Raw genomic sequence first — 24634 nt, 5'->3', positions numbered from 1 at the left:
TACCCAAACGTAGCCAGGCGATCTAACGCCGCTAATCGGTCTTCGCGCACAAAAAAAACGGCCGCACAAGGCGACCGTCTTATCTGCATCGATTTCGTCGTGGCTTAGGCGTCGACGCTGATGCCCATCAGGTTGTCGGCCATTTCGCGCCACTGCTCCAGCTTGGGCAGTACGCCCACGCGCGCCAGGTACTCTTCGTTGACTTCGTGCCCGGCGGCCAGTGCGCAGGCGACGTGCACGGCACCGGCGACCCAGAAGCTGCGCACGTTGGAGCGCTGGGGCTGCAGGTGGAAGGCGACGGCTTCGATGATCGGCATCGGCAGGCCCCACAAGCCGAGCAGGTAGGCACCGGCTTCGGCATGGCCCGGACGCTCATCGCCGGCTTCCAGCGGCAGACGTTCGTCGCGCACGCCGGCCAGCAGCAGGCCGATGTCGGCGAGCAGTGCGGCGGTGGCGCCCAGCTCCGCGCTGGAGGCGGGCAGCATCTTGGCGGCCAGTTGCGAGGCCATCAATGCCCGCGACTGCAGTGCATTGCGCTCGCTGCCGGACATGCCGGGCAGGGCGAACACTTCGCTGGCAAGCACCAGGTCGCGCAACGTGGAAAGCCCGAGTCGGGTCACCGCGCCACGCAGGTCGGAGATCGCACGGCCGTTGTTGAAGAAGGCCGAGTTGGACAGTTGCAGCACCTTGGCGGCAATGGCCGGGTCGGTGGAAACCAGCTTGGCGATGTCGGCCGCGTTGCTGTCTTCGTCTGCTTCCAGCGCGTGCATCAGGCTCAGATACAGGTGTGGCGGCGAAGGCAGCTTCTCGATGCGGCCGATGGCCGCACGCAGGCGTGCGCCGTCCAGCAGCTCGCGCAGCTCTTCCAGGCTGGTGAGCGCTTCCAGCAGCACTTCCGGTGCCAGCGGCAGCGGCAGGAAGCGGTGGGCGACGCCGATGATGCGCGCCGACGGCACCCGCTGGCTGCTGTCGCTGTCGATCAGTGCGATGCGGATGGTTTCCGGGCGCAGGGTGCGGATCTGGCCGAGCAGCGTGACCGGTGACAGGTCGGGCAGGGTTGGCGCGGCAATCACCGCATCAATCGTGGCCGAGGCCACCGCCACGATGGCAGCGCTGCCATCGGGCACCGACTGTACTTCCCACTCGTCGCCCAGATCATCGACGTAGTCGAGAAGCTCGGCGGGCAGGCAGGCTTCGCCGCCGACTAACAGGATTCGCAAAACTCATTCCCCTTGGAGATACACACGGCCACATACAGAAACAGGCCGGATAACCGGCCTGTAAATGTAGCGAATCACTGGCTGTTGGTCATGCTCCGCGCGGGCGAAACGTGATCGCTGTCGCTGCGGGCGTGCCTGTTACGGCCGCCGGCAGCCGGTGATCAGCCTTCCTGCTCCTGGGCGAGGAACGCCTGGTGGGCATCGCTCAGGATCTTCTTGGCTTCGGCGGCGTCGCCCCAGCCTTCGATCTTGACCCACTTGCCCTTTTCCAGGTCCTTGTAGTGCTCGAAGAAGTGGCCAATGCGCTCCAGCCAGTGGCTGGACACCTGGGCGATGTCTTCGACATGGGCGTAGCCGCTGAAGATCTTGGCGACCGGCACGGCGAGGATCTTCTCGTCGCTACCAGCTTCGTCGCTCATCTTCAGCACGCCGACCGGACGGCAACGCACCACCGAGCCCGGGACCAGCGGCAACGGCAGCACCACCAGCACGTCGGCCGGATCGCCGTCGCCGCACAGGGTCTGCGGCACGAAGCCGTAGTTGCACGGGTAGCGCATCGGCGTGGAGAGGATGCGATCGACGAACATCGCGCCGCTTTCCTTGTCCATTTCGTACTTCACCGGCTCGGAATCCTTCGGGATCTCGACGATGACGTTGATTTCTTCCGGCGGGTTTTTGCCCGGCGAGACAAGCTTCAGGCTCATTGCGCTGACTCCGAGTCGTGATTGGTTGAAAAAGAGGGCCATTCTACGCGCACGGCTATTGCGACGCACCAAAGCGCGGCATTACGGGCGTGCGCCGCGCCATCAGCCGTTGGAGCGCAGCGGTCTCGGTGGTTGGTGAGAATTGCTGTCATCCTCCGGGGGGGCGTTGTCCGCCCCGGCCAGGCTTGTGCAGCGGATTTGCCTTGCCTTATGTCCAGCGACGCCCGTGCCCGCCTGAACGCCTTGCTGGAAAAGTGTGGCCTGCGCGCTTCGGCAGTGCCGCAGGCCAACATCAACCCCAACGCCGCAGCTGTGAAAGCCCCTCTCTCATCGCGGGGCGACGGAGCGCTGCTTGCGAATCACTGATTCGCTGCTCCCATGGCGCCTTCACGTCCAGCGAAGGCCGGGGCGTGAAGCGGAGGTGGGGAGAGGTCTGCCCGCAAGTGCAGCGACACGCACAGGCAAGTAGCCTGTCGCCATGGACTCCCTGATCGCCGCTGCCGCACGCGCCCTTGCCGCAGGCGATGTCCTGGCGGCGCTCAAGCACGTCGCCCTGCGCGACGATCCCTCGGCGCTGGCCCTGCGCGGCATCGCCATGGCCCAGTTGGGCGAGCTGTCGCGCGCACGCGAGTTGCTGCGACGTGCCCGGGGCGGGTTTGGCACGCATGAAGTGCTGGCCCGTGCACGCTGCGCGGTTGCCGAAGCGGAGGTGTCGCTGGCGATGCGCGAACTCGGCGGCTCGTCGCGTCCCGTGTTGACCACGGCCACCCTTCTGGAAGCGCGCGGCGATCATGCCAATGCGCTGCAGGCGTGGTTGATCCTTGCACGCCGACTGTTGCTGCTCGGCAAACTGCAGGAAGCCGCTGCCGCGCTGGCCAAACTCGACGGACAGCGGCTGCCGCCGGCGCTGGCGGCGATGGCCGGACTGACGTCGGCCGCACTGGCGTTGCGCTCGATGCAGATCACCGCCGCGCGTACAGCGCTTGCGCGCGCACGCGAGGCCGCCAGCAATGCAGGCATCCCGGCACTGCAGGCCGAGGTCGATGCGGCTTGCGAACAACTGGATCAACCCGCCGCGCGCTGCGTCGGTGCCGGCAGCAATCACCCGTTGCGCATCGAACAAGTACAGGCATTGCTGAACTCCGGCGCGTTGATCGTGGACGCCTGCCGTCGCGGTGTACGCGTGGGCGACAGCTGGCTATCGCTGGCACGACGACCGGTGCTGTTCGCCTTGGCGCGCGCGCTGGCTGAAGCCTGGCCGGCGGCGGTTGAGCGCGATGCATTGATCATGCAGACGTTCGGTCTGCGCCATTACGACGAAACACTGCGCGCACGGCTGCGGGTGGAGATTGGCCGCCTGCGGACATTGATCGCCGCGCAGGCCCGCATCGAAGCCACGGCGGAGGGCTTCCGCCTGATACCGAATGTCGCATGCCAGGTGTGGGTGCTGGCGCCGCCGATCGAAAGTGAACAAGCGGCCGTGTTCGCATTGCTGGCCGATGACGCGGCGTGGTCCACCTCGGCGCTGGCCTTGGCGCTGGGCACCAGTCAGCGTAGCGTGCAGCGGGCCTTGGTCGAGCTGGAAGCGGCTGCGCGGGTGCGTTCGAGCGGGCGCGGTCGCGCACAGCGTTGGCGGTCGGTGCCGCTGGCCGGATTCACGACGATCTTGTTACTCCCTGCTGCGCTGCCGATTGACTAGTGTCGTTGGCAGGCACTCAATCCCTGACGTGCCAGGAGATTGCAGCGATGAACAGTCAAATCCTCACCCCCACAAAGGCCGTGGCGAACGTGCACCCGGCCGACGTGGTGCGCGACTACGGCCCATTTGCCGGCTCGCACTGCATCCACGGCGTCAGCTTCGACGGCGAAAACGTATGGGCGGCCACCGGCGCCGCACTGGTGGCGTTCGATCCACACAGCGGTGAAGCGGTACGCACGCTGGCATTGCCGTGTGATGCTGGCACCGCCTTCGATGGCACGCATCTCTATCAGATCGCCGAAGCGCGCATCGACAAGATCGACCCGCACAGCGGGCAGGTGTTGTCATCGATTCCCGCGCCCGGTGCCGGCACCGATTCGGGCATGGCCTGGGCCGAAGGCAGCTTGTGGGTCGGGCAGTATCGGCAGCGGAAAATCCATCAGATTGATCCGTCCAACGGCGCCATTCTGCGCACGATTGAATCGGATCGCTTCGTCACCGGCGTGACGTGGGTGGATGGCGATCTCTGGCATGCCACCGGCGAAGGCGAGCAGAGCGACATCCGCCGTATCAACCCCGAAACAGGCGCAGTACTGGAGCGCCTGCAGATGCCTGACGGCATCAGCGTCAGCGGCCTCGAAGCGGATGGTGGTGAGCTGTTCTATTGCGGTGGTGGTCTGGACGGCAAGGTGCACGCCGTGAAGCGGCCGCGTTCGCGTTGAGCGGCACATCCGGCGAGTGCTGGCTCGCAATCGCTGGCCCTCGCGCAGCATTTGATGTGAGCCAATCATCGAGAAAGCGCTACAGGTCAAAGCTGTCCAAGTAATTGCAGTCATCAAAGCCCCTCTCCCCTTGCGGGAGAGGGGTTGGGGTGAGGGGACGTAGAAATCAGACCAAGTGAATAAGTCGCAGACTTGCCCGAAACAGGTACCTAAGTTCTAGCAGCGGCAAAAAGCACCCTCATCCGCCCCTACGGGGCACCTTCTCCCGTGTACGGGAGAAGGGATAGCTTCGAGTTCTTCAGGCTCGTTTGCAGCTATGGCGCAGTGAATCGATGCCAGCTCACGCTGGCAACAACGCCGTTCAAAACAATGCAGGCAACTGCAGCAACTCAAAAGCCCCTCTCCCGCGTGCGGGAGAGGGGTTGGGGAGAGGGCGCTTCTCGCAGTCGGCTTCGATCAGAGCAACGGCACCAACAGCAACGCAACGATGTTGATGATTTTGATCAATGGATTGATCGCCGGCCCCGCCGTGTCCTTGTACGGATCACCCACGGTATCGCCGGTCACCGCGGCCTTGTGTGCCTCGCTGCCCTTGCCGCCGAAGTGACCATCTTCGATGTACTTCTTGGCGTTGTCCCAGGCGCCGCCGCCGGTGGTCATCGAGATCGCCACGAACAACCCAGTGACAATGGTGCCGATCAGCAGGCCACCCAGCGCCTTGGGCCCGAGCAGCAGGCCAACCACCACCGGCACGGCGACCGGCAACAATGACGGCACGATCATTTCCTTGATCGCCGAACGCGTCAGCATGTCCACGGCCTTGTGATACTGCGGCTTGGCGGTGCCTTGCATGATGCCGGGGATTTCGCGGAACTGGCGGCGTACTTCTTCCACCACCGCACCGGCTGCACGGCCGACCGCTTCCATCGCCATCGCGCCGAACAGATACGGAATCAGACCGCCGATCAACAGGCCGATGATCACCGTGTGGTCGGACAGATCGAACGCGAACACCTCGCCCGGGTGCGCCATCTGCAGGTTGTGCGTGTAGTCGGCAAACAGCACCAGCGCCGCCAGTGCTGCCGAGCCAATTGCATAACCCTTGGTCACCGCCTTGGTGGTATTGCCCACCGCATCCAGCGGATCGGTGATGTTGCGGATTTCCGGCGGCAGATCGGCCATTTCGGCGATGCCGCCGGCGTTGTCGGTGATCGGCCCGTAGGCGTCGAGTGCGACGATCATCCCGGCCATCGACAGCATCGCGGTGGCAGCGATGGCAATGCCGTACAGCCCGCCAAAGTGGAACGCACTCCAGATTGCCGCACACACTGCGATCACCGGCAGCGCGGTGGACTTCATCGACACACCGAGGCCGGCGATGATGTTGGTGCCATGCCCAGTGGTCGATGCCTGCGCCACGTGCTGCACCGGCTTGTACTGCGTACCGGTGTAGTACTCGGTGATCCACACGATCAGGCCGGTCAGCACCAAACCGATCAACGCACACACATAGAGATTGGTCGCCCCGTGAGCGGTGTCGGCCATCAGCTGCGTGGTCACCGGCCAGAACGCGATGGCCGCCAGCACGCCGGAGACAATCACGCCCTTGTACAGCGCGCCCATGATCGAGCCGCCTGCTTTTACCTTGACGAAGAACGCGCCGATGATCGACGCGATGATCGACACACCGCCCAACACCAGCGGGTACAGCACCGCGTTGCGGCCGACCTCATCCATCATCATGCCGCCGAGCAGCATGGTGGCGATCACGGTCACCGCGTAGGTCTCGAACAAGTCTGCTGCCATGCCAGCGCAGTCACCAACGTTGTCACCGACGTTGTCAGCAATCACCGCCGGATTGCGCGGATCATCTTCGGGAATGCCAGCTTCCACCTTGCCGACCAGGTCCGCGCCCACGTCCGCACCCTTGGTGAAGATGCCGCCACCCAGTCGCGCGAAGATTGAAATCAACGAGCTGCCGAATGCCAATCCGACCAGTGCATGCAGGTTGTCGGCCTGGCTCAGCCCGAGCCGCTGCAGCAGCATGTAATAGCCCGCCACACCGAGCAGGCCCAGGCCCACCACCAACATGCCGGTGATCGCGCCGCCACGGAATGCCACATCCATCGCCGCGCTCATGCCGTTGCGTGCGGCCTCGGCAGTACGCACGTTGGCGCGTACCGACACGTTCATGCCGATGTAACCGGCTGCACCCGACAGCACCGCACCAATGGCGAAGCCAATGGCCGTGTACCAACTGAGGAAGAAACCGACCAGCACAAACAACACCACGCCGACGAGGGCGATGGTCAGGTATTGGCGGTTGAGATAGGCCCGCGCGCCTTCCTGGATGGCGGAGGCGATTTCCTGCATGCGGGCGTTGCCGGCAGGTTGCCGTAGGACCCATTGGGCCGAGATGATGCCGTAGACGATGGCGACAGCGGCGCAGACAAGCGAAAGCACAAGACCGTACTGTTCGAGCATGACCCCTCCAGCGTTGGTGGATGCCATACAGCGGTGGATGAAGCGGGGACACGCCGGGTAGATCGAAGCACTGGAACCGACCCGGGCCGCACGCGGCTGTGGTACGTGTCGCTGTGTTCAAACACTCTGAGGCGGGCCGAGTATGACTGGCAGCTGTCTCCGCCGCCAGCCGCCATCGGCCTTGCCCGACGGTTCAGCGGCAGGCTGGCAACGTCGGCAGCCTGCTGATACGGAACCGCCGATGATGAAAGCCGCACTCCCCCTGATCCTGCTGGCCGCGCTGCCGTTGCCACTGCTTGCCGCCAACGCCAACGCCAAGCCCGAGATCGAGCGCGCCGCCGCCAGCGCACAGGCCAATGCTGCGTTGCACACGGTGCGACAGATTCCCGAAGCCTGTACCCGCATCGAAGGCCGCTTCACCGGTGACAGCGCCGCGCCGTACGACATGCAACTGGTGCGCACCAGCGAACAGTGTCAACCGCGTGCGGTGTTCCTGGACTTCACCAAGGTCAATCCCAGCGAAGCCAATGGCTGGAAACTCAACGAAGTCGTGCACATTCCTTCAGCGGCCTGCAGCACGCAACAGGCGTTGGTCGAGGTATGGCGCAAACCCGCCGGCCAGCAATTGGCGTTGGACGGACAGGGCCAGAATCGCGTCTATCTCGAAGACGCCAAGGCTCAAGCCGCCGCAGGTCGGTTGGCCGCATTGCCGGCGTACTCGGCGAAGTTGAGCGTGCAGGGTTCCTGCCGTTGAGTGCGGTGCCGCCGTTGGTTCAATGACGCGGCGCCGCGCTCTCGCTGTTGTCCTTATGTGCCAGGTGTTGACCGAGGTGATAGCCGGCAGCGGCCAAACCGCAGGCGATGAGGAAGCCGAACGAACGGATAGCAAATGTAGAGGGCGCCGGGTTTGTCTTTGTCGCGTCAGCGTTGTTGCTAAGCGCGTACTCAACCCGTAGCCCGGGTAGGCGCAGCGCACCCGGGGTCAGCACAGATCAAGCAAATTTTTGATTCGTCATTCCCGCCTGCACGGGAATGACGAGCCGGAACAAAGCCGAGACGCCAAGCGCTCTCAGCCTTCCCAGTCCGGCAGTTTCTTGGCAACGACCACGTTCTTCAGCGTCACGTACTTCGGCAGGCCATCGCGACCGTAAGGCAATGGCGCTTCGCCGCGAATCAGCGGCTGCAGATAGCGGCGCGCCTTTTCGGTAATGCCAAACCCATCCCTGCGGATGAAGCCGGCCGGCATCTTCTTCTCGTGATTGGCGACCTTGGACAGCGGTGCGGCTTCGATCTTCCAGCGATACGGCACGTCGGAGCTGCGTACGATCACCGGCATCACCGAGTTCTGCCCCTTCAGCGCGAACTGCACTGCCGCCTTGCCAACGGCCTGCGCCTGTTCCCAGTCGGTTTTGGAGGCAATGTGACGCGCGGAGCGCTGCAGGTAATCGGGCAGGGTCCAGTGCACCTTGAAGCCCAACTCGGCCTTGACCCGGCCAGCCAGGTACGACGCCACGCCGCCCAGTTGGGTATGGCCGAACGAATCCTTGCCACCGCCGGCATCGGCAACGAACTGACCGTCAGCGGTGTGGATGCCCTCGCTGGCGACCACCACGCAGAAGCCGACCTTGGCCACCACCTGCTTCACCTTGGCGAGGAAGGCGGCTTCGTCATAGGCGCGCTCGGGCAGCAGAATGATCTGCGGCGCATCGTCAGGGTTCTCGCCAGCCAGACCGGCAGCAGCGGCCAGCCAGCCCGCGTGGCGGCCCATCGCTTCGTAGATGAAGACGCGGGTGGAGGTCTCGGCCATCGCCGCCACGTCCAGTGCCGCTTCGCGCACCGACACGGCGGTGTACTTGGCGGCTGAGCCGAAGCCCGGGCAGGTGTCGGTGACGGCCAGGTCGTTGTCGATGGTCTTGGGCACGCCGACGCAGGTCAGCGGGTAGCCATACTCCTTGGCCAGCTGTGAGACTTTCAGCGCGGTATCGGCCGAATCATTGCCACCGTTGTAGAGGAACCAACGCACGTCATGGGCCTTGAACACCTCCAGCAGGCGCTCGTATTTGGCCCGATCCGCGTCCAATGACTTGAGCTTGTAGCGACACGAGCCGAAGGCACCGCCAGGCGTATGGGCCAGTGCGGCGATGTTGGCGGCGGACTCTTTGGAGGTGTCGATCAGCTCCTCGCGCAATGCGCCCAGGATGCCGTTTCGGGCGGCCAACACCTTGATTTTCTTGGATCTTGCCTCGGCGATAACGGCGGAGGCAGTGGCGTTGATGACGGTAGTGACGCCACCGGACTGGGCGTAAAGCAAGGTGCCTTGGGACATGTTGAATACTCTCCGGGCGGGGGACATTTCCGGGACATTGGCCGGATGCGGTAAGCTGCGCATATTGCGGTGCAGCGTGAATCGGCCCATGAGTCTAACGCCGCTGTCCGTCCCGTTTACTCAAAACATATGGGAGTCAGGAATGCGATTGGTTCTGTTGGGACCGCCCGGTTCGGGCAAGGGCACGCAGGCAACCCGCCTGAAGGAAGAACTTCAGATTCCGCACATTTCCACCGGTGACCTGCTGCGCGCCGAAGTGGCCGCTGGTACGGAGCTGGGCAAGCAGGCCAAGGCCGTGATGGATTCGGGCAACCTGGTGTCCGACGACATCCTGCTGGGCATGTTGGAATCGCGTCTGTCACAGGCCGACGTCGCCACCGGCTTCATCCTTGACGGTTATCCGCGCAACGTGGCCCAAGCCAATGCGCTGGGCGAACTGCTGACCAAGCTCAACCAGCCGCTGGACGCCATCGTGCAGTTGGACGTGCCGACCGAACTGCTGGTCGAGCGCATTGCTGGTCGCGCGCAGGAACAGGGCCGCGCCGATGACAATCCGGAATCGGTGCGTCATCGCCTGCAGGTCTACAACGATTCCACCGCGCCGGTCATCGACTTCTACGCGGCCAAAGGCACCCTGGCCCGCGTGGACGGCGTTGGCGAGTTGTCCGACGTGTTGGCCCGCATCCTGGCGGCGATCAAGCGTTGATGGAACCAGGCTGCGGCGGACAACCGTCGCGGCCTGCGCCTTGCGCTGATAACGCAGGCCCAAACACAAACGCCCGGCTTCAATGCATGAAGCCGGGCGTTTGTGTTTGTAAGCGCCAGCAAGTGGGCTTGCTCAGAGCCCCGCAGCATGAGCTCCCTGGGGATGGCCTCTTGGGGAGTAGGACCTGAGGGTGCTGCGGCTGGCGATGGTCATTTTGGGCAGGAAGTGATCGCAAGGGTATCGGGGATAACCTTACATACGCATGGGTTTTTCCTACATGGATACCGGTCTGTGTTTGCATCGGCGACAATCAGGCCATGAGCAAGATCCATATTCTCGGCATTGCCGGCACTTTCATGGGCGGCGTGGCCGCTTTGGCCCGCGAACTCGGTCATCAGGTTGAAGGCAGTGACCAGGCGGTGTATCCACCGATGTCCACGCAGCTGGAAACGCTGGGCATCACGCTGTCGCAAGGGTATCTGCCCGGCAATATTGCCGATGACTGTGACGAGATCGTAGTCGGTAATGCGCTTTCGCGCGGCAACCCGGCAGTGGAGGCGGTGCTGGACGACGGCCGGCGTTACATCTCCGGTGCGCAGTGGTTGTCCGAGCAGGTGCTGCCCGGCCGCGACACGTTGGCGGTGGCTGGCACACATGGCAAAACCACAACGACGACGATTTTGTCGTTCCTGCTGCAGGCCGCCGGGCGTGAGCCGGGTTTTCTGATTGGCGGTGTGGCGGAGGATTTCGGGGTGTCGGCGCGGTTGGGGCGTGCGCTGGCCAGCCCTTCGGATCGACCGCTTTTTGTAGTGGAAGCCGACGAATACGACACCGCGTTCTTCGACAAGCGCAGCAAGTTCGTTCACTACCGGCCGCTGGTGGCGATCCTCAACAATCTTGAATTCGACCACGCCGATATCTTCCCGGACGTGGCTGCGATCCAGCGCCAGTTCCATCATCTGATCCGCACCGTGCCGGGCCGTGGTCGCCTGATCGTCAACGGCGAGGACAAGCACCTGGCCGAAGTGCTGGCGATGGGCTGCTGGACGCCGGTGGAGCGGTTTGGTTTTGATCCGTCCCTGGAGTGGAGCGCGCGCCTGATCAACCAGGACGGCAGCGCATTCGCGGTGCTGCATCGTGGCGCGGAAGTGGCAACGGTGGAGTGGGCACTGCTGGGCCGCCACAACGTGCTCAATGGATTGGCGGCATTGGCGGCGGCCCATGCGGTAGGCGTGGAAGTGGCCAGCGTGGCGCCGGCATTGGCCCGTTTCCAGAGCGTCAAGCGCCGCATGGAAGTGATCGGCCAGGCGCAGGGCGTGACCATCTACGACGACTTCGCCCATCACCCGACCGCGATCCATACGACGCTGGAAGGCCTGCGCGCGAAGGTGGCTGATGCACGCATCGTGGTGGCGATGGAGCCGCGCAGCAATTCGATGCGTCTGGGCGCACATTCCGATGCACTGGCGCCGTCGCTGGATATCGCCGACGCCGTGGTGTTTCTCGCACGCCCGGAGTTGCCGTGGGATGCCGCCAAAGTGATTGCAGCAGTGCGCGGTGATGCGCAGGCAGTGGCCGATACCGATGCATTGCTGGCGCAGTTGGGCGCGGTGGTGCGCGATGGCGACCACGTGGTGTTCATGTCCAACGGCGGTTTCGACGGTGCGCCGCGCCGGTTCCTGGCGCAGTTGCAGAACAGCTGACACCCCGGGCCTTCCCGTAGGGGAGGCTTCAGTCGCGAAGCCTGAGTCGGTGGGCTGGCAATCCCGGAATTGCAGTTGGTGCTGTTGTCTGGGCATTGCCAGCTTCGCGGCCAAGGCCGCGCCTGCGAGGAGCGGCTTCAGCGCGAGGCCTTGCCGCTGTATCCCATCGCTGCCGAAATCTGCGTGGCGGCTTCCAGCAATGCCTGCACGTGCGCCGGGTCCGGCGTGCTGGGCAAGTAGTGGATGGAGCCGACGATGGCCAACGTGCCGAACAACTCGCCATTGGCCTGCAGCAGTGGCGCGGCCAGCGCGTTGATGCCGATGTACAGCTCTTCCGGCGCGTCGGCCCAGCCGCGCTTGCGCACCAGTTCGATTTCCGCGGCCAGACGATCCGGGTCAACGATGGTGCGCGGCGTGCAGGCCGGGAGTGGTTGGGTGAGATAGGCGCGGCGCAGCTTCTCCGCACCGAAGGCCAGCGCGATCTTTCCCTGCGCCACGCTGTTGTGATGAAAACGCGTGCCCGGGCGCAGGCTGATTTCCACCGGCGCAGTGCCACGCAGCAGATCGATCACCACCACTTCGTTGTCGGAGAAGGTGGAGATCACGATGGTCTGGCCGACCTGATCGCGCAGTTGCTCCACGATCGGTTTAGCCAAGCTCATGACGTCGAAACGGCTGGTGCAGGCGCGCCCCAGCAGAAACATCTGCCAGCCCACGCGGTACTGGTTGTTGTCCGGATCCTGATCGACATAGCCATGCTCGCGCAGCACGCTCAGGTGCCGGTGGACGCGGGCCTTGGGCATGCCCAAAACCTGTGCCAGGCGGGTGACACCCAGTCCGCTGGGGGCTGACGCCAGCGCCTCGATGACTTTCAGCGAGACGATGGCCGTGGGCAAGCCGTGATCGGCGGTGTCGTCCTGTGCGTCCACACCAGTGGCGGCGGTCAAATCCTTTTTTTCGGTCACGGTCTGGCGGGGCATCGGCTACCTGTGTGCGGTTACTGGGGGCTAGCGCCGCCGGCCTGGCCGCGCATCCGTGCCGATTATGGCAGGTCGATGTATCGCTCTGCGAAAACCTTGTACCGCTGAGTCTTTTGCAGTGTGGCGTCCTCGGGACGCACGTAGCGAATGGAACTGCGTCCTTTGAGCTGGCGCGGCAGCAGGAAACAGCGGATGAAACGGGTTTCCTCGTCCTCGGTGGTCGGTGCCAGCACGGGGGCGTGGCCGAGTTCGAACCACGCATGGCCGGCCGGATGGTCCTGACGTTGTCCCAAGGTCTCGATGCTGATCCGACCGTAGTCGCAGATGCGGATGCCTGGGCCCTGATGTACGTGGGTGAGGGCAACACCGCCCTTTGGGAAATCCACGCGATCACAGCGCATCAGCCACTCAAACCGCCTGTCCAGCGTGATCGGTGCTTCCAGTTTGAGTTCGCTGCGGGTGGCTGGCGCCGATGGCAGTGAGCCGGCCGGCCGGTTGGCATCGGTCAGATCCCAGCGCCACAACACGGTGTCCTGATCGCCATTGAGCAGGGTCAATGGTTCCTGGCTGACGCGTGCCTGGGCAGGATCCAGCGACTGGGCATCCTGTGATGATTCGACCGTGAGGCCGCCTTCGCGCACATACAGGGCCCGCGGACCGGCGGGGAGGTAGACCGGCGGGCAGCCCGCAGGCAGGTGGTCTTCATGGAGACGGAGGATCAGCTCGGACATCGGAATCTCGCGGTTGTTACGACTCTTGTATCGTATATCGATACGAAAACGTTTGTCATGTTCCATTTTTGAGAAAAGTCGTATATTTTGTCTCCGCAGTATCGTTCACCGATACTTTCGTATCAGCCAAGATTCCGGAGGGGAAGGCAATGGCGCAGCGTGGTTCAACAATCCAAGCGGTAACGGGCGGCAGCGGTCGCTGGTGGCAAGGCGCCAGCAAACAGCAGTGGGGCACATTCCGTTCGGCCTATCTGGGCTGGATGTTGGATGTCATGGATTTGATGTTGTTCGCGATGGTGCTCAAGCACGTCAGCGCGGACCTGGGCTTCGACAAGTCGCAGGCGGGCATGGTGATGTCGGCCACGTTGCTGGCCACTGCGTTCGGCGGCTTGGTGTTCGGTTACCTGGCTGACCGGATGGGCCGTGCCAAGTCGATGATGCTCAGCATCATCTGTTACTCGATTGGCACTGCGTTGTGCGGCCTGTCGGATTCGCTGGGGCAGCTGATGTTGTTCCGGATCATCGTTGGCCTGGGGGTTGGCGGTGAGTGGTCCGCGGGTTCGGCACTGGTGAGCGAAAGCTGGCCGGCGCAGCACCGCGGCAAGATCCTGGCGTGGATCCAGAGTGCGTTTGCGTCGGGCTATGCCGCTGCGGCCATCATCGCCGCGCTGGTGGTGCCGACGTTGGGTTGGCGCTGGGTATTTGCGGTGGGCCTGCTGCCTGCGCTGTTGGCGTTCTATGTGCGCCGCCACGTCAAGGAGCCGGAAATCTGGGTCAACCAGAAAGAACGCCTGAGCTTCGGCCAGACCATGCGCCAGTTGTTCGGGACGCATGCACGCAACACCATCGTCGGCCTGGCCTTTGTTACTGCGGCCATGTGTGGCTATTGGGGCTTGTTCACCTGGATCCCGACCTACCTGGCCACGCCGGTTGCCGACGGCGGCCCGGGCCTGAACATGGTCAAGTCCACGATCTGGATTGTGGTCATGCAGGTCGGCGCCGCATTCGGCTTCGTCACTTTCGGCTACATCGCGGACTGGGTGGGGCGGAAGAAGGCCTTCATGATTTTCTTCGTGTGCTCGGCGCTGACCGTGCCGGTGTTCGTGATGATCAAGTCGCCGATGCTGCTGATGGGCTTCGGCGTTGTCGTGGCGTACTTCGGAACCGGCTTCTACAGCGGCTTCGCGCCGACCTTTGCCGAAATGTTCCCAACCACCGTGCGCGCCACCGCGCAGGGCTTTGTCTACAACGGCGGCCGCGCCATCGCCGCCATCGCGCCGGCGCTGATCGGATTCCTGGCCAACAGCTACGGCGTGGCCAGCGGGCTGATGGCGACCGCCGGTTTCTTCGGGCTGGCTGCGCTGATCGTGCTGCTGTTCCTGCCCGAGACCAAGGGTGTCGAGCTGACCTGATTGCAACCCCAGGAGTAAACCCATGCCGATCATCCAGGTGACCCTGGTGCAGGGCCGTGATGAAGAGAAAGTGCAGCGTTTCATCCGCGCAGTCGCGCGGGTGGCGCATGCCGAGCTGGATGCGCCGATGAGCGCGATCCGGGTAATGGTCAATGAAGTGCCGCCGCAGCGTTTTGCGGTGGGTGATGTGCTCAAGAGTGATGCGAAGGAAGTGAAGGCATGAGTGCTGTTTCCCTGGGGGCCGAGGCCATCGCGCGGCACGGTGCCGAACTGTATGCGGCATTGCGCAGCGGTGCAGCCATCGAGCCGCTGAGCGAACGCATCCCCGGCCTGGCGCTGGCCGATGCCTATGCGATCTCCAACGATCTGCTCGCACGACGCCTTGCCGATGGCGAGCGCGTGGTTGGCAAGAAGATTGGTGCCACCTCGGTGGCGGTGCAGCGCATGTTGAAAGTCGATCAACCAGACTTTGGCTTTCTCACCGATCGCATGCAGGTAGCCAACGGCGGTGTGCTGTCGGTGGCCGGCATGATCGCGCCGCGTGCGGAAGGTGAAATCGCCTTCCACCTCAAGCGCGACCTGGTCGGCCCCGGCATTACCCATCACGACGTGCTGGCCGCGACGGAATCCTTGTCGGTGTGTTTTGAAATTGTCGATTCGCGTATCCGTGACTGGCGCATTGGCATCACCGACACCGTTGCCGACAACGCCTCGGCGGCCGCCTATGTATTGGGTGAATTGCGCGTACCGCCGAAGAACCTGGACCTGGGCACGCTGGGCATGGTCGTCGAGAAAAACGGCGAGCTGGTGGCGACCGGTGCTGGCGCCGCTGCACTGGGCTCACCGGTCAACTGTGTTGCTTGGCTGGCCAATACGCTCGGCCGTCTGGGTACGCCGCTCAAGGCTGGTGAAGTGATTCTTTCCGGCGCACTGGTGCCGCTGATTCCCGTGGCGGCAGGCGACCACATGCGTGTGCGTGTCGGTGCATTGGGCCGTGCCGAGATCACGTTCGCATGACACCTGCTTCCTCCCCCACATTGAATGACAGGAGTTCTACATGACCCTGAAAGCAGCCATCATCGGTCCCGGCAATATCGGCACCGATCTGATGATCAAGATCCTGCGCCACGGCAAGCACGTGCAGATGGCCGCGCTGGTCGGCATTGATCCAGCCTCCGACGGCTTGGCGCGCGCTGCACGCATGGGCGTGCCGACCATTTCTAGCGGCGTCGCCGGGTTGATTGAGTCCGACCTGTTCGCCGACATCGACATCGTGTTCGATGCCACCTCAGCCTCTGCACACATTGCCAACGACGCGCTGTTGCGTGCCGCCAAGCCGGGTATCCGCGTGGTTGACCTGACCCCGGCCGCCATCGGGCCGTACTGTGTTCCGACGGTGAATCTGGAAGACAACATCGACGCGGCCAACGTCAATATGGTCACCTGCGGTGGCCAGGCCACCATCCCAATGGTGGCGGCAGTGGCCTCGGTGGCCAAGGTCAAATACGCCGAAATCGTGGCCAGTATTTCCAGCAAGAGTGCCGGCCCCGGCACCCGCGCCAACATCGACGAATTCACCGAGACCACTTCGCGTGCGATCGAGAGTGTGGGCGGTGCCCAGGTGGGCAAGGCGATCATCGTGCTCAACCCGGCCGAGCCGCCGTTGCTGATGCGCGACACCGTCTATGTGCTCAGCGAGCTGGCCGACACTGCGGCCATCGAAGCGGCGGTCAACGACATGGCCACTCGCGTCGCTGGCTATGTGCCTGGCTATCGGCTCAAACAGCAGGTGCAGTTCGAGGTGCTGGACGAACCGGTCAACGTACCGGGCGTGGGCCTGACCACCGGATTGAAGACCTCGATCTTCCTGGAAGTGGAAGGCGCTGCGCACTACCTGCCGGCTTACGCCGGAAACCTGGACATCATGACGTCGGCCGCGCTGGCCACCGGGGAGCGCATGGCCGCCTCGGTGCTGGCTGCGCGCGCTGCAGCGTGAGGACAACACCATGACTGCCAACAAGCTCTATATCTCCGACGTTACCCTGCGCGATGGCTCCCATGCCGTGCGCCACCGTTACAGCGTGGCGCAGGTGCGGGCGATTGCAGCCGCACTGGACAAGGCGCGGGTGGACTCCATCGAAGTCGCCCACGGCGATGGCCTGCAGGGTTCTTCGTTCAACTATGGCTTCGGCGCGCACAGCGATGTGGAATGGATTGAAGCGGCGGCCGAGTCGGTATCGCATGCCAAGATCGCCACGTTGTTGTTGCCGGGTATCGGCACCGTGCATGACCTGAAGAATGCCTATGCCGCAGGTGCGCGCATTGTCCGCGTTGCCACGCATTGCACCGAAGCCGACATCTCACGCCAGCACATCGAAGCGGCCAACGCACTGGGCATGGATACAGTGGGCTTTCTGATGATGAGCCACATGACCGCGCCGTCGGCGCTGGCCGTGGAGGCGAAGAAGATGGAAAGCTACGGCGCGTCCTGCGTGTACGTGGTCGATTCCGGCGGTGCGTTGAACATGAATGATGTGCGCGAACGCGTCAGTGCATTGCGTGACGCGCTGCAGCCTCAAACGCAGATCGGCATCCACGCCCACCACAATCTTTCACTGGGCGTAGCCAACTCCATCGCAGCGGTTGAGGCCGGCGCGATCCGCATCGATGCCAGCCTGGCCGGCATGGGGGCGGGGGCAGGCAATGCGCCGTTGGAAGTGTTCATTGCCGCTGCTGAACGCATCGGCTGGAACCACGGCTGCGATCTCTACACGCTGATGGATGCCGCCGATGACATCGTGCGGCCATTGCAGGACCGCCCGGTGCGGGTGGATCGCGAAACGCTGGCGCTGGGCTATGCCGGCGTCTATTCCAGCTTCCTGCGCCATGCCGAAGCCGCCTCGAAGCGCTTCGGGATCAACACCGTCGACATCCTCGTTGAACTGGGCAAACGCCGCATGGTCGGCGGGCAGGAAGACATGATCGTGGACGTCGCGTTGGACGTGCTGCGTGCGCGTGGCGAACAGGTACAGGAGACACAAGCATGACGCTGGACCGTTCCATCATCGAGAACTGCGCATTGCAGTTGCTCGCCGCCGAGCAGGAAGTCCGGGAGGTGACCAAAATCACCGATGCACATCCGCAGATGGATGTTGCTTCCGCTTACGACATCCAGGAGTGCCTGCGCAGCATGAAGCAGGCGGCAGGCGTGCGCATCGTTGGCATGAAGATGGGCCTGACCTCAAGGCCGAAGATGCAGCAGATGGGCGTGGATACGCCGATCTATGGCTTTCTGGGCGATGACAATGCGGTTGATGACGGTGCGGTGGTTGATACCGCGCGGCTGATCCACCCCAAGGTGGAAGCGGAAATCGCCTTTGTCATGCGCGATGAGCTGGCTGGTCCGGATTGCGATATCGCCAAGGTGCTGGCCGCTACCGATTACGTGGTGCCGGCCATCGAGCTGATCGACTCGCGCTACGAGAATTTCCGCTTCGACCTGCCCAGCGTGATCGCCGACAACACGTCGGCTGCCCGTTACGTGCTGGGCTCGCGCCCGACGACGGTGGGCGGGCTGGATCTGGAAACACTGGGTCTGGTCATGGAGAAGAACGGTCAGGTTGTCGAAGTCGGCGCGGGTGCGGCTGTACTCGGCAACCCAGCTGAAGCGGTGGCGATGCTGGTGAACATGCTGGCTGCGCGCGGGCAGGTGTTGCCGGCCGGCAGCGTGGTGTTGTCCGGCGCGATCACCGCGGCTATCGCAGTGGTGGCAGGCGACAACGTGCTGGTGCGCGGTGATGGCATCGGTACGACGTCGATGCGGTTTGTTTGATTCAGTGCGGCCTGGTGTCAGGTAGACGGCAATGTCGAAGCCATCTGCGTGATCGTCATTTCCGAGCGGGCGGGAATTGCAGGTTGCCTTCGCTTCCAACGCGAAGGCAACGGCTGCACAAAGCAATTTCGGCCCACGCCGGAATGACGATCTCAAGGTTGACCGCCACGTCCTGAAATCTCGTCGCTGGGCGGTCAAGAAAATCGAATTCGAAGAGCCGGCACTCCGCCCGAGCGCCGGAACGGTGTTCTGTTGCCCTGGGAGGGGAAAACGATGATCGGTAACAAGAAGTTGGCCGCACTGGCGGCCACCGCGGCGCTCGCCGCAATGCCGCTGAGCGCATTGGCGCAGGCCGTCGATGCGAAAGCCATGGAAGCGCGCATGGCGCAGTTGGAGCAGGAAATGCAGCAGATGCGTGAGGTGCTGCAGGCCTACCAACAGCGGGAAGCAGCCAGCACTGCAGCAAACGCCACACCAAGCGCCACTGCACTGGATGGTGCCCGGGTGACTGCCGCGCCTGCAGCGCCTGCGACCGTCATGCCCAATGCCATGCCGGGCACGAAGTTCTCCTTCGGCGGTTTCATCAAGCTGGATTCGATGTACACCCGAACCAGTGACGGTGCGATTGCCGACGGCTCGGCCGGTCGCCTGTTCTATTTCCCGGGTGCAACCCCGGTGGCGGTGGATGGCAATGGTCACAGCGCCAGTTACACCGACGTACACGCGCAGTTCTCGCGGTTCTGGTTGGGTGCCGATACCACGACCGACAACGGCGACAAGCTCAAGGCCTATATCGAGGCCGACATGTACGGCGGCGGCAGCAACGCCTTTGCCGGCAATGAAGTCATCACCAACACCTACGCCGTCACGCTGCGGCAGGCCTATGTGAGCTGGAACAACTGGCTGGCTGGCCAGACTTGGTCCAACTTCCAGGATGTGGCCGCGCTGCCGGATACGGTGGACTTCACCGGCCCTTCGGAAGGCACCATTTTCTCGCGACAGGCGCAGCTGCGTTACAGCAAGGGCGCCTGGTCGTTCTCGGCCGAAAACCCGCAGACCACCATCACGCCATTCGCTGGCAGAGGTGCGCGGATCAACAGCGGTGATGACGTCATGCCCGACCTGACCGCCCGCTGGCTCAGGCGCGGGGACTGGGGTCACTTCACGGTCTCAGCGTTGCTGCGCAACTTCCGATACGACGGTCATAACGATACTGGCGGCGCATTGAGCGTCTCCGGCAAGTTCAACCTCGGCGCGAATGATGATCTGCGTTACATGGTCAGCGGCGGCGCGGGCGTGGGGCGCTACCTCGGCTTTGCGCTGGGTAGCGACACGGTGCTGGATGCGGAAGGTCGTCTGCATGCGATGGACGGCTACGGCGGCTTTGCCGCATGGCGTCATGCCTTCTCGCCGAAGCTACGCGGCAATCTGGTGTACTCGGTAGCGGTGCTGGACAACGATGCCGCGCTCACCGGTTATGAGGTCACGGAGAAGGCGCAGTCGGTGCGGGCCAACCTGATCTATTCGCCATTTCCCAAGCTGGACCTGGGTATGGAGTTGAGCCATGCGCTGCGCCGCCTTGAAAACGGACAGGAAGGCGACATGAATCGCATCCACACGCATGTGAAATACAACTTCTGATGTGAGTATCACGACGGCCATGTGCCGTTGTCAGAATGCATACGGTGGGCTGGGGTAACATCAACCCCGGTCCACCCGTTTGTGTATCTGATGACTTCATCGCAAAGCCTGCCGTTGTTTCCGTTGCGTTCGGCGCTGCTGCCCGGCGCTTCCCTGGGCCTGCGCGTATTCGAGACGCGCTATCTGGATCTGGTGCGCGAGTGCGGCCGCAATGGCAGTACGTTCGGTGTGTGTTCGATTCTGGAAGGCGATGAGGTCGGCGCGCCGGCGACCCCCGCAGCGTGGGGCGTGGAAGCGTTGATCGAGGATTTCGACGTCGGCGCCGATGGCGTGCTGGTGTTGCGCCTGCGCGGTGCCCGGCGTTTCCATGTCGTGGAAACACAGGTGCGCGACAGCGGCTTGGTCGTTGCCGACGTGGAATGGTGCGAGCGCGACAGCGACGATGAATTGCAGCCCGAACATGCGCTGCTGGGCACCTTGCTCGAACGCATTCTTGAACACGCCGGTGGCGAGTACGCTTCTGCGGGTCCGGCGCAGTTGGATCAAGCTGCGTGGGTCGGTTGGCGGCTTGCGGAGCTGCTGCCGCTGCAGGAAAGACAGCGACTGGAACTACTGCAGGAAGCGGAGCCGATGCGCCGCCTGGATCTCCTGCTGGAGTGGATTCCGGAACTTGATGTGCCACAGGAAGAAGACCTGTAACTGCGCTTCGCTCCCTCCCTTTGCCGTAGGCAAGGGGAGGGTTGGGGAGGGGGGCTCTTAGAACGTGTTGTGCGAAATGCACCGCAGCCCTATCACTGCGCGGGGCTTTGCCCGCTGCGGATCATCAACAACGGCAAGCCGGTTTCCGGCTGCGTGCGTTGCTGGCTTTGCATGCCGTCCACCGATTGCTTGACCGCATCCAGCGCCGGATCAACGCCGCGCAGCGGACGCCACATGCCGAACAACTTGAGGTGACGCTGGTAGCGCAGGGTCTGCGCGCTACCCAGCCACACCGGCTCCTGGCCGGGCTGCAGGCGTACCGCCGATGGCCACAGCCGCAGCGCATACATTTCATCCGGACGCGCGCCGGGACGCAGCAACAGCATCGCTTCGACATTGCTGTCCAGCGTCGCCGGCAACACCGGCACTTCCTGCGGTTTGGCTTTCTGGTCGAGCATCACCAATGCCTGCTGCCAGCCGGCCTGCGGTTGCACGGTCCAGCCGTTGCGCTCCAGCTGTTGTTGCAGCGGGGCCAGCGGGCCGGCCACCTGCACGTCCAGCGGCCAGCGCTGGTCGTCATCGAATTCATTACGGCGCGCGGGCAACTCGTTCCAGCCTTCCTGCCACCACTGTTCGGCATTCATCTGCCGGCTTGTCTCGGCCACCGGCTCGAACTTGGCCAGCTTGGCCGGCACGTTGCGCGGTGCGTACCAAAGCGCAGCCAGTGCGAACACGCCATAGAACAACCACGCGACCGGCTTCACCCAGAACGAGCGATTGAAGCGGCGGCGGTAGGCCACGCCCAGCAACAGCAGCCAGAAGATGCCGAACAACATGCCGCCGATGACATCGCTGAGCCAGTGCGCGCCGAGGTAGATGCGGGCAAAACCAATCACCGTGACGACCACGCCGGACAGCAGGTACGGCCACACGCGGGTGCGGCCGGGCAGCTCGCGGCTGATCAGCACGGCAAAGAAACCAAAGGTGATGGTGGCCATGGTCACCGCCACCGACGGGAAGCCGAAGCCGCTGCTGGCCGACGGCGGCCGCACCACATCCACAGTGGTGCCGAGCAGCTTGGTCAGGGCCAGACCGAAAGCCAGCGCCGCCAGCCAATGCAGCACCGCCATCCAGCGCCGACGCCAGGCCAGGTACCCCATGCCGGCAGCAATGGCCGGCAACAACACCTGCCAATCACCGAGCGAGGCCAGCGCCGCCATCGGGTAGTCGGCCAGCGGGTTGCGCAGGGCCAGCATCAGCTGATGCACGGCCAGATCCAGCGCCAGCGGCTCGCCGTGGCCAACCACCACCATCAGCAGCACAAACCAGCCCCAACCCAACAGCAACAGCATCAGTGCCAGCATCGCCAGCGGCACCGATTCGCGCCGCTTCGGGTCGAACAGATCGCTCAATGCGCGGCCCAGCGGCCGCGGATGGCGTTGCGACCAGCGCAGCACGCGGGCAAGCCAACCGTCCATGCGTGCCGCCGACCAGCGGTAGCTGTACAGCACGATGGCCCAGACCAAGCCCAGGATCGCGCCGAGCAGGGCCACCACCAGGAACAGGTGGCCGGCGACGGCGGCCACCGCGTCATAGGCCTGGCCCAGCGCCCAGCCCGGCAGCAGGAACAGCACCGCCCATGACAGGCAGGCGATGCCGCTGGCCTTGAGATAGGTGACGAAGGGCATGTTCGCCATGCCGGCGATGGCCGGCACGAATGGACGGATGGCGCCGACATAACGGGCCAGCAGGATGCTCTTGAAGGCATTGCGGCGGAACAACAGTTCACCCCGGTCCAGCAACTGGGGGTAGCGGCTGAACGGCCACACGCCGCGGAGGCGATCACCCCAGCGCCGGCCCACCCAATAACTCACGCCGTCGCCAGCAAAGGCGCCAACCGTGGCGCAGGCCACCGCATACGGGCCGGACAACTCGCCCATGCCGATGAGCACGCCCACGGCGATCATCAGCGGCAATGCCGGCACGATGGCGCCCAGAATGATGACGGCATCGCAGAAGGCAATAGCGAAGATCGCGACACCGGCCAGGATGGGATGGGCTGCAATCCACGTCAGCGTGGTGTCGATCCAGGAATTCATCGGCCGATTATAAAGGCAGGGTTCCGTCAGACCGGCAGATACGCTGCAGGTTCATTGCCCTGTGGAATCGCCTTGTTCACCTGCCGGGGCGCTGCATGAAGACCGTGAAATCGGCGACACCGCCTAGAATACGGCGATGGCAAAACCCACTCCCGAGACACCGTTCACCGCGCTGAAGGCAGACAGCTTCGGCCGCATCTTGTTGGTTGAAGGCGCGCAGGGCCGCTTCGTGCGCCGCGACCTGGGTGCGACCCCGCTATGGCTGCGTCTGCCGGCGTGGTGGCTGGCCCGGCGTGAAGCGCGGGCGTTGGCCAAGCTCGACGGCATGGAGGCGACCCCAACGCTGTTGGCCTGGGATGGTCATTGGCTGGACCGCAGTTACATGGAAGGCGCAGCCATGTACCAACGTCCGCCGCATGGCGACCTGGCCTATTTCCGTGCTGCGCGCCGGCTGCTGCAGCGTGTGCATCGCCACGGCATCGCCCACAACGATCTGGCCAAGGAAGCCAACTGGCTGGTGCGTGAGGACGGCTCACCGGCGTTGATCGATTTCCAGCTGGCGGTCTGCGGCAACCCGCGTTCGCGCTGGATGCGGTTGCTGGCGCGCGAGGACCTGCGACACCTGCTCAAGCACAAGCGCATGTATTGCCGGCAGTCATTGACGCCGGTGGAACTGCGCCTGCTCAAGCGCCGTTCCTGGGTGCGCGAGTTGTGGTTCGCCACCGGCAAGCCGGTTTACCGCTTTGTCACCCGCCGCATCCTGCATTGGGAAGACAACGAAGGGCAGGGGCCCAAGCCGTGAGTGGCAGTGCCGAACCCTGCTCGGCAGGGCTTCACCAGGAAAGCTTCAACCGAGCATGTCGCCGTTTTACCGCAGCTCCACCAACTGCTTGCCCTTGAAGCTGCGCTTGCTGTCGAAGTAATACGCGAGCGTGACGTGGCCTTCGTCGGCGCAGGCGTGGCAACTGCGCAGCGGCGTGGTGTAACGCAGGCGCACGCCGCCGTCGGGCAGGGCATCGCTGCCGCTGGCTTCGGCCGGGGCGAACGGGCTGGCATCGGGATGCGCGTCGATGAAGGCCTTGTACTCGGGCAGGTCGCGCACGTTTTCATCGAGTACGAGCTCATCCACGTCCACGGTCTTGCCGGTGGCATCCACCAGCCAGGTGCCTTCATTGGTATTGGCGCGGAACGGGAACTCCAGCGTGGCCACACCCACGCCTTCAACCGATTGCCATGCGCTGACGTAGCCGGGCTTGCCTTGCGCGGCCAGCGTGCGTGCGGCATTTACCGCAGCCGGTGATGCGCCATTACTGCGCAGGGTGTTGATCAAACAGACATCGGCCGCGGCGGTGGCATCGCGGCAGGCGTCCAGCGAACCCTGCCACACGGCGCGTGCGTCGATCTTGGCCGCGGTCTCGCCCAGACCGGTGGTCTGCGCGGTCACATCCTTGCTGATAGGGGAGGATTCCGCCGCGATGTGGGGCTTCTGGCAAGCGCCAAGCGACAGGGCCAGAAGCAGCGGGGCGGTGTAAAGCAGGGGTTTCATTGCCAAATCCTGAAGAGAGCGCCCCCAGTATCGGCGCGGCGCATGAACAGAAAATGTCGCGGGGGCAATCCCATTGCAGACCGCCAAACTCCGCTGGCATCGGCATAATGCGAGCTGATTTCCACGTGGT

21 protein-coding genes and 1 pseudogene are annotated in these 24634 nt (G+C 63.8%); 14 read left to right on the top strand and 8 right to left on the bottom strand.

Going from position 1 to position 24634, the window contains the following annotated elements:
- Positions 1–104 precede the first annotated feature (104 nt).
- Positions 105–1220, bottom strand: a complete 1116-nt coding sequence (locus ACREP4_RS11395) for an HDOD domain-containing protein (protein WP_431596297.1) — start codon at positions 1218–1220, stop codon at positions 105–107.
- Positions 1221–1381: 161 nt separating this feature from the next.
- Positions 1382–1924 carry an inorganic diphosphatase gene (gene ppa, locus ACREP4_RS11390; protein ID WP_431596296.1) on the bottom strand — a complete coding sequence of 181 codons (543 nt, stop codon included), beginning with the start codon at positions 1922–1924 and terminating at the stop codon, positions 1382–1384.
- A 478-nt stretch (positions 1925–2402) separates the two neighbouring features.
- Between ppa and ACREP4_RS11385 the strand changes: the two genes are divergently transcribed.
- Positions 2403–3623 (top strand): helix-turn-helix domain-containing protein, encoded by a 1221-nt coding sequence (locus tag ACREP4_RS11385; RefSeq protein WP_431596295.1) that lies wholly within the window; start codon positions 2403–2405, stop codon positions 3621–3623.
- A 47-nt stretch (positions 3624–3670) separates the two neighbouring features.
- Positions 3671–4345, top strand: a complete 675-nt coding sequence (locus ACREP4_RS11380; RefSeq protein ID WP_431596294.1) for a Vgb family protein — start codon at positions 3671–3673, stop codon at positions 4343–4345.
- A 456-nt stretch (positions 4346–4801) separates the two neighbouring features.
- On the opposite strand, the gene ACREP4_RS11375 is transcribed toward ACREP4_RS11380, so the two are convergent.
- Complete coding sequence (locus ACREP4_RS11375) at positions 4802–6829, bottom strand: sodium-translocating pyrophosphatase (protein WP_431596293.1); 2028 nt, start codon at positions 6827–6829, stop codon at positions 4802–4804.
- A gap of 244 nt (positions 6830–7073) precedes the next feature.
- Between ACREP4_RS11375 and ACREP4_RS11370 the strand changes: the two genes are divergently transcribed.
- Entirely contained in the window at positions 7074–7583 is a 510-nt protein-coding gene (locus ACREP4_RS11370) for a hypothetical protein (RefSeq protein ID WP_431596292.1), read from the top strand.
- Positions 7584–7898: 315 nt separating this feature from the next.
- Here ACREP4_RS11370 and ACREP4_RS11365 read toward each other — a convergent pair whose 3' ends face one another.
- Positions 7899–9155 (bottom strand): 6-phosphofructokinase, encoded by a 1257-nt coding sequence (locus ACREP4_RS11365; RefSeq protein ID WP_431596291.1) that lies wholly within the window; start codon positions 9153–9155, stop codon positions 7899–7901.
- A 142-nt stretch (positions 9156–9297) separates the two neighbouring features.
- On the opposite strand from ACREP4_RS11365, the gene ACREP4_RS11360 reads away from it, so the two are divergent.
- Complete coding sequence (locus ACREP4_RS11360; protein WP_431596290.1) at positions 9298–9861, top strand: adenylate kinase; 564 nt, start codon at positions 9298–9300, stop codon at positions 9859–9861.
- Between the two features lie 317 nt (positions 9862–10178).
- Positions 10179–11564: a UDP-N-acetylmuramate:L-alanyl-gamma-D-glutamyl-meso-diaminopimelate ligase gene (gene mpl, locus ACREP4_RS11355; RefSeq protein WP_431596289.1), complete on the top strand. Its 1386-nt coding sequence runs from the start codon at positions 10179–10181 to the stop codon at positions 11562–11564.
- 137 nt (positions 11565–11701) lie between these two features.
- Here mpl and ACREP4_RS11350 read toward each other — a convergent pair whose 3' ends face one another.
- Both ACREP4_RS11350 and ACREP4_RS11345 read right to left on the bottom strand, forming a co-directional pair.
- Positions 11702–12544, bottom strand: coding sequence for an IclR family transcriptional regulator (locus ACREP4_RS11350; RefSeq protein ID WP_431596288.1), 843 nt, complete (start codon positions 12542–12544; stop codon positions 11702–11704).
- A 62-nt stretch (positions 12545–12606) separates the two neighbouring features.
- Complete coding sequence (locus ACREP4_RS11345; protein WP_431596287.1) at positions 12607–13275, bottom strand: hypothetical protein; 669 nt, start codon at positions 13273–13275, stop codon at positions 12607–12609.
- Positions 13276–13424: 149 nt separating this feature from the next.
- On the opposite strand from ACREP4_RS11345, the gene ACREP4_RS11340 reads away from it, so the two are divergent.
- From ACREP4_RS11340 to ACREP4_RS11305, 8 genes and pseudogenes are all read left to right on the top strand, one after another.
- Positions 13425–14687 carry an MFS transporter gene (locus ACREP4_RS11340; protein ID WP_431596286.1) on the top strand — a complete coding sequence of 421 codons (1263 nt, stop codon included), beginning with the start codon at positions 13425–13427 and terminating at the stop codon, positions 14685–14687.
- 19 nt (positions 14688–14706) lie between these two features.
- Positions 14707–14910: pseudogene (locus tag ACREP4_RS11335) on the top strand (tautomerase family protein); the annotation flags it as partial.
- Positions 14907–15704, top strand: a complete 798-nt coding sequence (locus ACREP4_RS11330; RefSeq protein ID WP_431596285.1) for a fumarylacetoacetate hydrolase family protein — start codon at positions 14907–14909, stop codon at positions 15702–15704. The pseudogene ACREP4_RS11335 and the gene ACREP4_RS11330, both read left to right, overlap by 4 nt.
- Before the next feature lie 40 nt (positions 15705–15744).
- Complete coding sequence (locus ACREP4_RS11325) at positions 15745–16683, top strand: acetaldehyde dehydrogenase (acetylating) (protein ID WP_431596284.1); 939 nt, start codon at positions 15745–15747, stop codon at positions 16681–16683.
- A 10-nt stretch (positions 16684–16693) separates the two neighbouring features.
- The gene (gene dmpG, locus ACREP4_RS11320; RefSeq protein ID WP_431596283.1) at positions 16694–17734 is read left to right on the top strand and encodes a 4-hydroxy-2-oxovalerate aldolase; all 1041 of its coding nucleotides are present in this window, start codon (positions 16694–16696) and stop codon (positions 17732–17734) included.
- Positions 17731–18519, top strand: coding sequence for a 2-oxo-3-hexenedioate decarboxylase (gene dmpH, locus ACREP4_RS11315; protein WP_431596282.1), 789 nt, complete (start codon positions 17731–17733; stop codon positions 18517–18519). Before dmpG ends, dmpH begins: the two co-directional genes overlap by 4 nt.
- A gap of 273 nt (positions 18520–18792) precedes the next feature.
- Positions 18793–20160, top strand: coding sequence for a DcaP family trimeric outer membrane transporter (locus ACREP4_RS11310; protein ID WP_431596281.1), 1368 nt, complete (start codon positions 18793–18795; stop codon positions 20158–20160).
- 90 nt (positions 20161–20250) lie between these two features.
- Entirely contained in the window at positions 20251–20859 is a 609-nt protein-coding gene (locus tag ACREP4_RS11305; RefSeq protein ID WP_431596280.1) for an LON peptidase substrate-binding domain-containing protein, read from the top strand.
- 92 nt (positions 20860–20951) lie between these two features.
- Here ACREP4_RS11305 and ACREP4_RS11300 read toward each other — a convergent pair whose 3' ends face one another.
- On the bottom strand, positions 20952–22958 hold the full coding sequence (locus ACREP4_RS11300) for a bifunctional DedA family/phosphatase PAP2 family protein (RefSeq protein WP_431596279.1): 2007 nt from the start codon (positions 22956–22958) through the stop codon (positions 20952–20954).
- 136 nt (positions 22959–23094) lie between these two features.
- Between ACREP4_RS11300 and ACREP4_RS11295 the strand changes: the two genes are divergently transcribed.
- Positions 23095–23760 (top strand): serine/threonine protein kinase, encoded by a 666-nt coding sequence (locus ACREP4_RS11295; protein WP_431596278.1) that lies wholly within the window; start codon positions 23095–23097, stop codon positions 23758–23760.
- A gap of 66 nt (positions 23761–23826) precedes the next feature.
- On the opposite strand, the gene ACREP4_RS11290 is transcribed toward ACREP4_RS11295, so the two are convergent.
- Entirely contained in the window at positions 23827–24504 is a 678-nt protein-coding gene (locus ACREP4_RS11290) for a hypothetical protein (RefSeq protein ID WP_431596277.1), read from the bottom strand.
- Positions 24505–24634: the final 130 nt, after the last annotated feature.

Origin of the sequence: Stenotrophomonas sp. (assembly GCF_050737575.1) — a bacterium.
Classification (GTDB): Bacteria; Pseudomonadota; Gammaproteobacteria; order Xanthomonadales; family Xanthomonadaceae; genus Stenotrophomonas.
Note: the sequence above shows the minus strand (reverse complement) of the source record. Positions and strands in the feature narration are given on the sequence as shown.

Coding starts and splice junctions, on each gene's coding strand:
- ppa (WP_431596296.1), bottom strand. CDS start 1,924: ATGAGCCTGAAGCTTGTCTCGCCGGGCAAAAACCCGCCGGAAGAAATC.
- ACREP4_RS11385 (WP_431596295.1), top strand. CDS start 2,403: ATGGACTCCCTGATCGCCGCTGCCGCACGCGCCCTTGCCGCAGGCGAT.
- ACREP4_RS11380 (WP_431596294.1), top strand. CDS start 3,671: ATGAACAGTCAAATCCTCACCCCCACAAAGGCCGTGGCGAACGTGCAC.
- ACREP4_RS11375 (WP_431596293.1), bottom strand. CDS start 6,829: ATGCTCGAACAGTACGGTCTTGTGCTTTCGCTTGTCTGCGCCGCTGTC.
- ACREP4_RS11370 (WP_431596292.1), top strand. CDS start 7,074: ATGAAAGCCGCACTCCCCCTGATCCTGCTGGCCGCGCTGCCGTTGCCA.
- ACREP4_RS11365 (WP_431596291.1), bottom strand. CDS start 9,155: ATGTCCCAAGGCACCTTGCTTTACGCCCAGTCCGGTGGCGTCACTACC.
- ACREP4_RS11360 (WP_431596290.1), top strand. CDS start 9,298: ATGCGATTGGTTCTGTTGGGACCGCCCGGTTCGGGCAAGGGCACGCAG.
- mpl (WP_431596289.1), top strand. CDS start 10,179: ATGAGCAAGATCCATATTCTCGGCATTGCCGGCACTTTCATGGGCGGC.
- ACREP4_RS11350 (WP_431596288.1), bottom strand. CDS start 12,544: ATGCCCCGCCAGACCGTGACCGAAAAAAAGGATTTGACCGCCGCCACT.
- ACREP4_RS11345 (WP_431596287.1), bottom strand. CDS start 13,275: ATGTCCGAGCTGATCCTCCGTCTCCATGAAGACCACCTGCCTGCGGGC.
- ACREP4_RS11340 (WP_431596286.1), top strand. CDS start 13,425: ATGGCGCAGCGTGGTTCAACAATCCAAGCGGTAACGGGCGGCAGCGGT.
- ACREP4_RS11330 (WP_431596285.1), top strand. CDS start 14,907: ATGAGTGCTGTTTCCCTGGGGGCCGAGGCCATCGCGCGGCACGGTGCC.
- ACREP4_RS11325 (WP_431596284.1), top strand. CDS start 15,745: ATGACCCTGAAAGCAGCCATCATCGGTCCCGGCAATATCGGCACCGAT.
- dmpG (WP_431596283.1), top strand. CDS start 16,694: ATGACTGCCAACAAGCTCTATATCTCCGACGTTACCCTGCGCGATGGC.
- dmpH (WP_431596282.1), top strand. CDS start 17,731: ATGACGCTGGACCGTTCCATCATCGAGAACTGCGCATTGCAGTTGCTC.
- ACREP4_RS11310 (WP_431596281.1), top strand. CDS start 18,793: ATGATCGGTAACAAGAAGTTGGCCGCACTGGCGGCCACCGCGGCGCTC.
- ACREP4_RS11305 (WP_431596280.1), top strand. CDS start 20,251: ATGACTTCATCGCAAAGCCTGCCGTTGTTTCCGTTGCGTTCGGCGCTG.
- ACREP4_RS11300 (WP_431596279.1), bottom strand. CDS start 22,958: ATGAATTCCTGGATCGACACCACGCTGACGTGGATTGCAGCCCATCCC.
- ACREP4_RS11295 (WP_431596278.1), top strand. CDS start 23,095: ATGGCAAAACCCACTCCCGAGACACCGTTCACCGCGCTGAAGGCAGAC.
- ACREP4_RS11290 (WP_431596277.1), bottom strand. CDS start 24,504: ATGAAACCCCTGCTTTACACCGCCCCGCTGCTTCTGGCCCTGTCGCTT.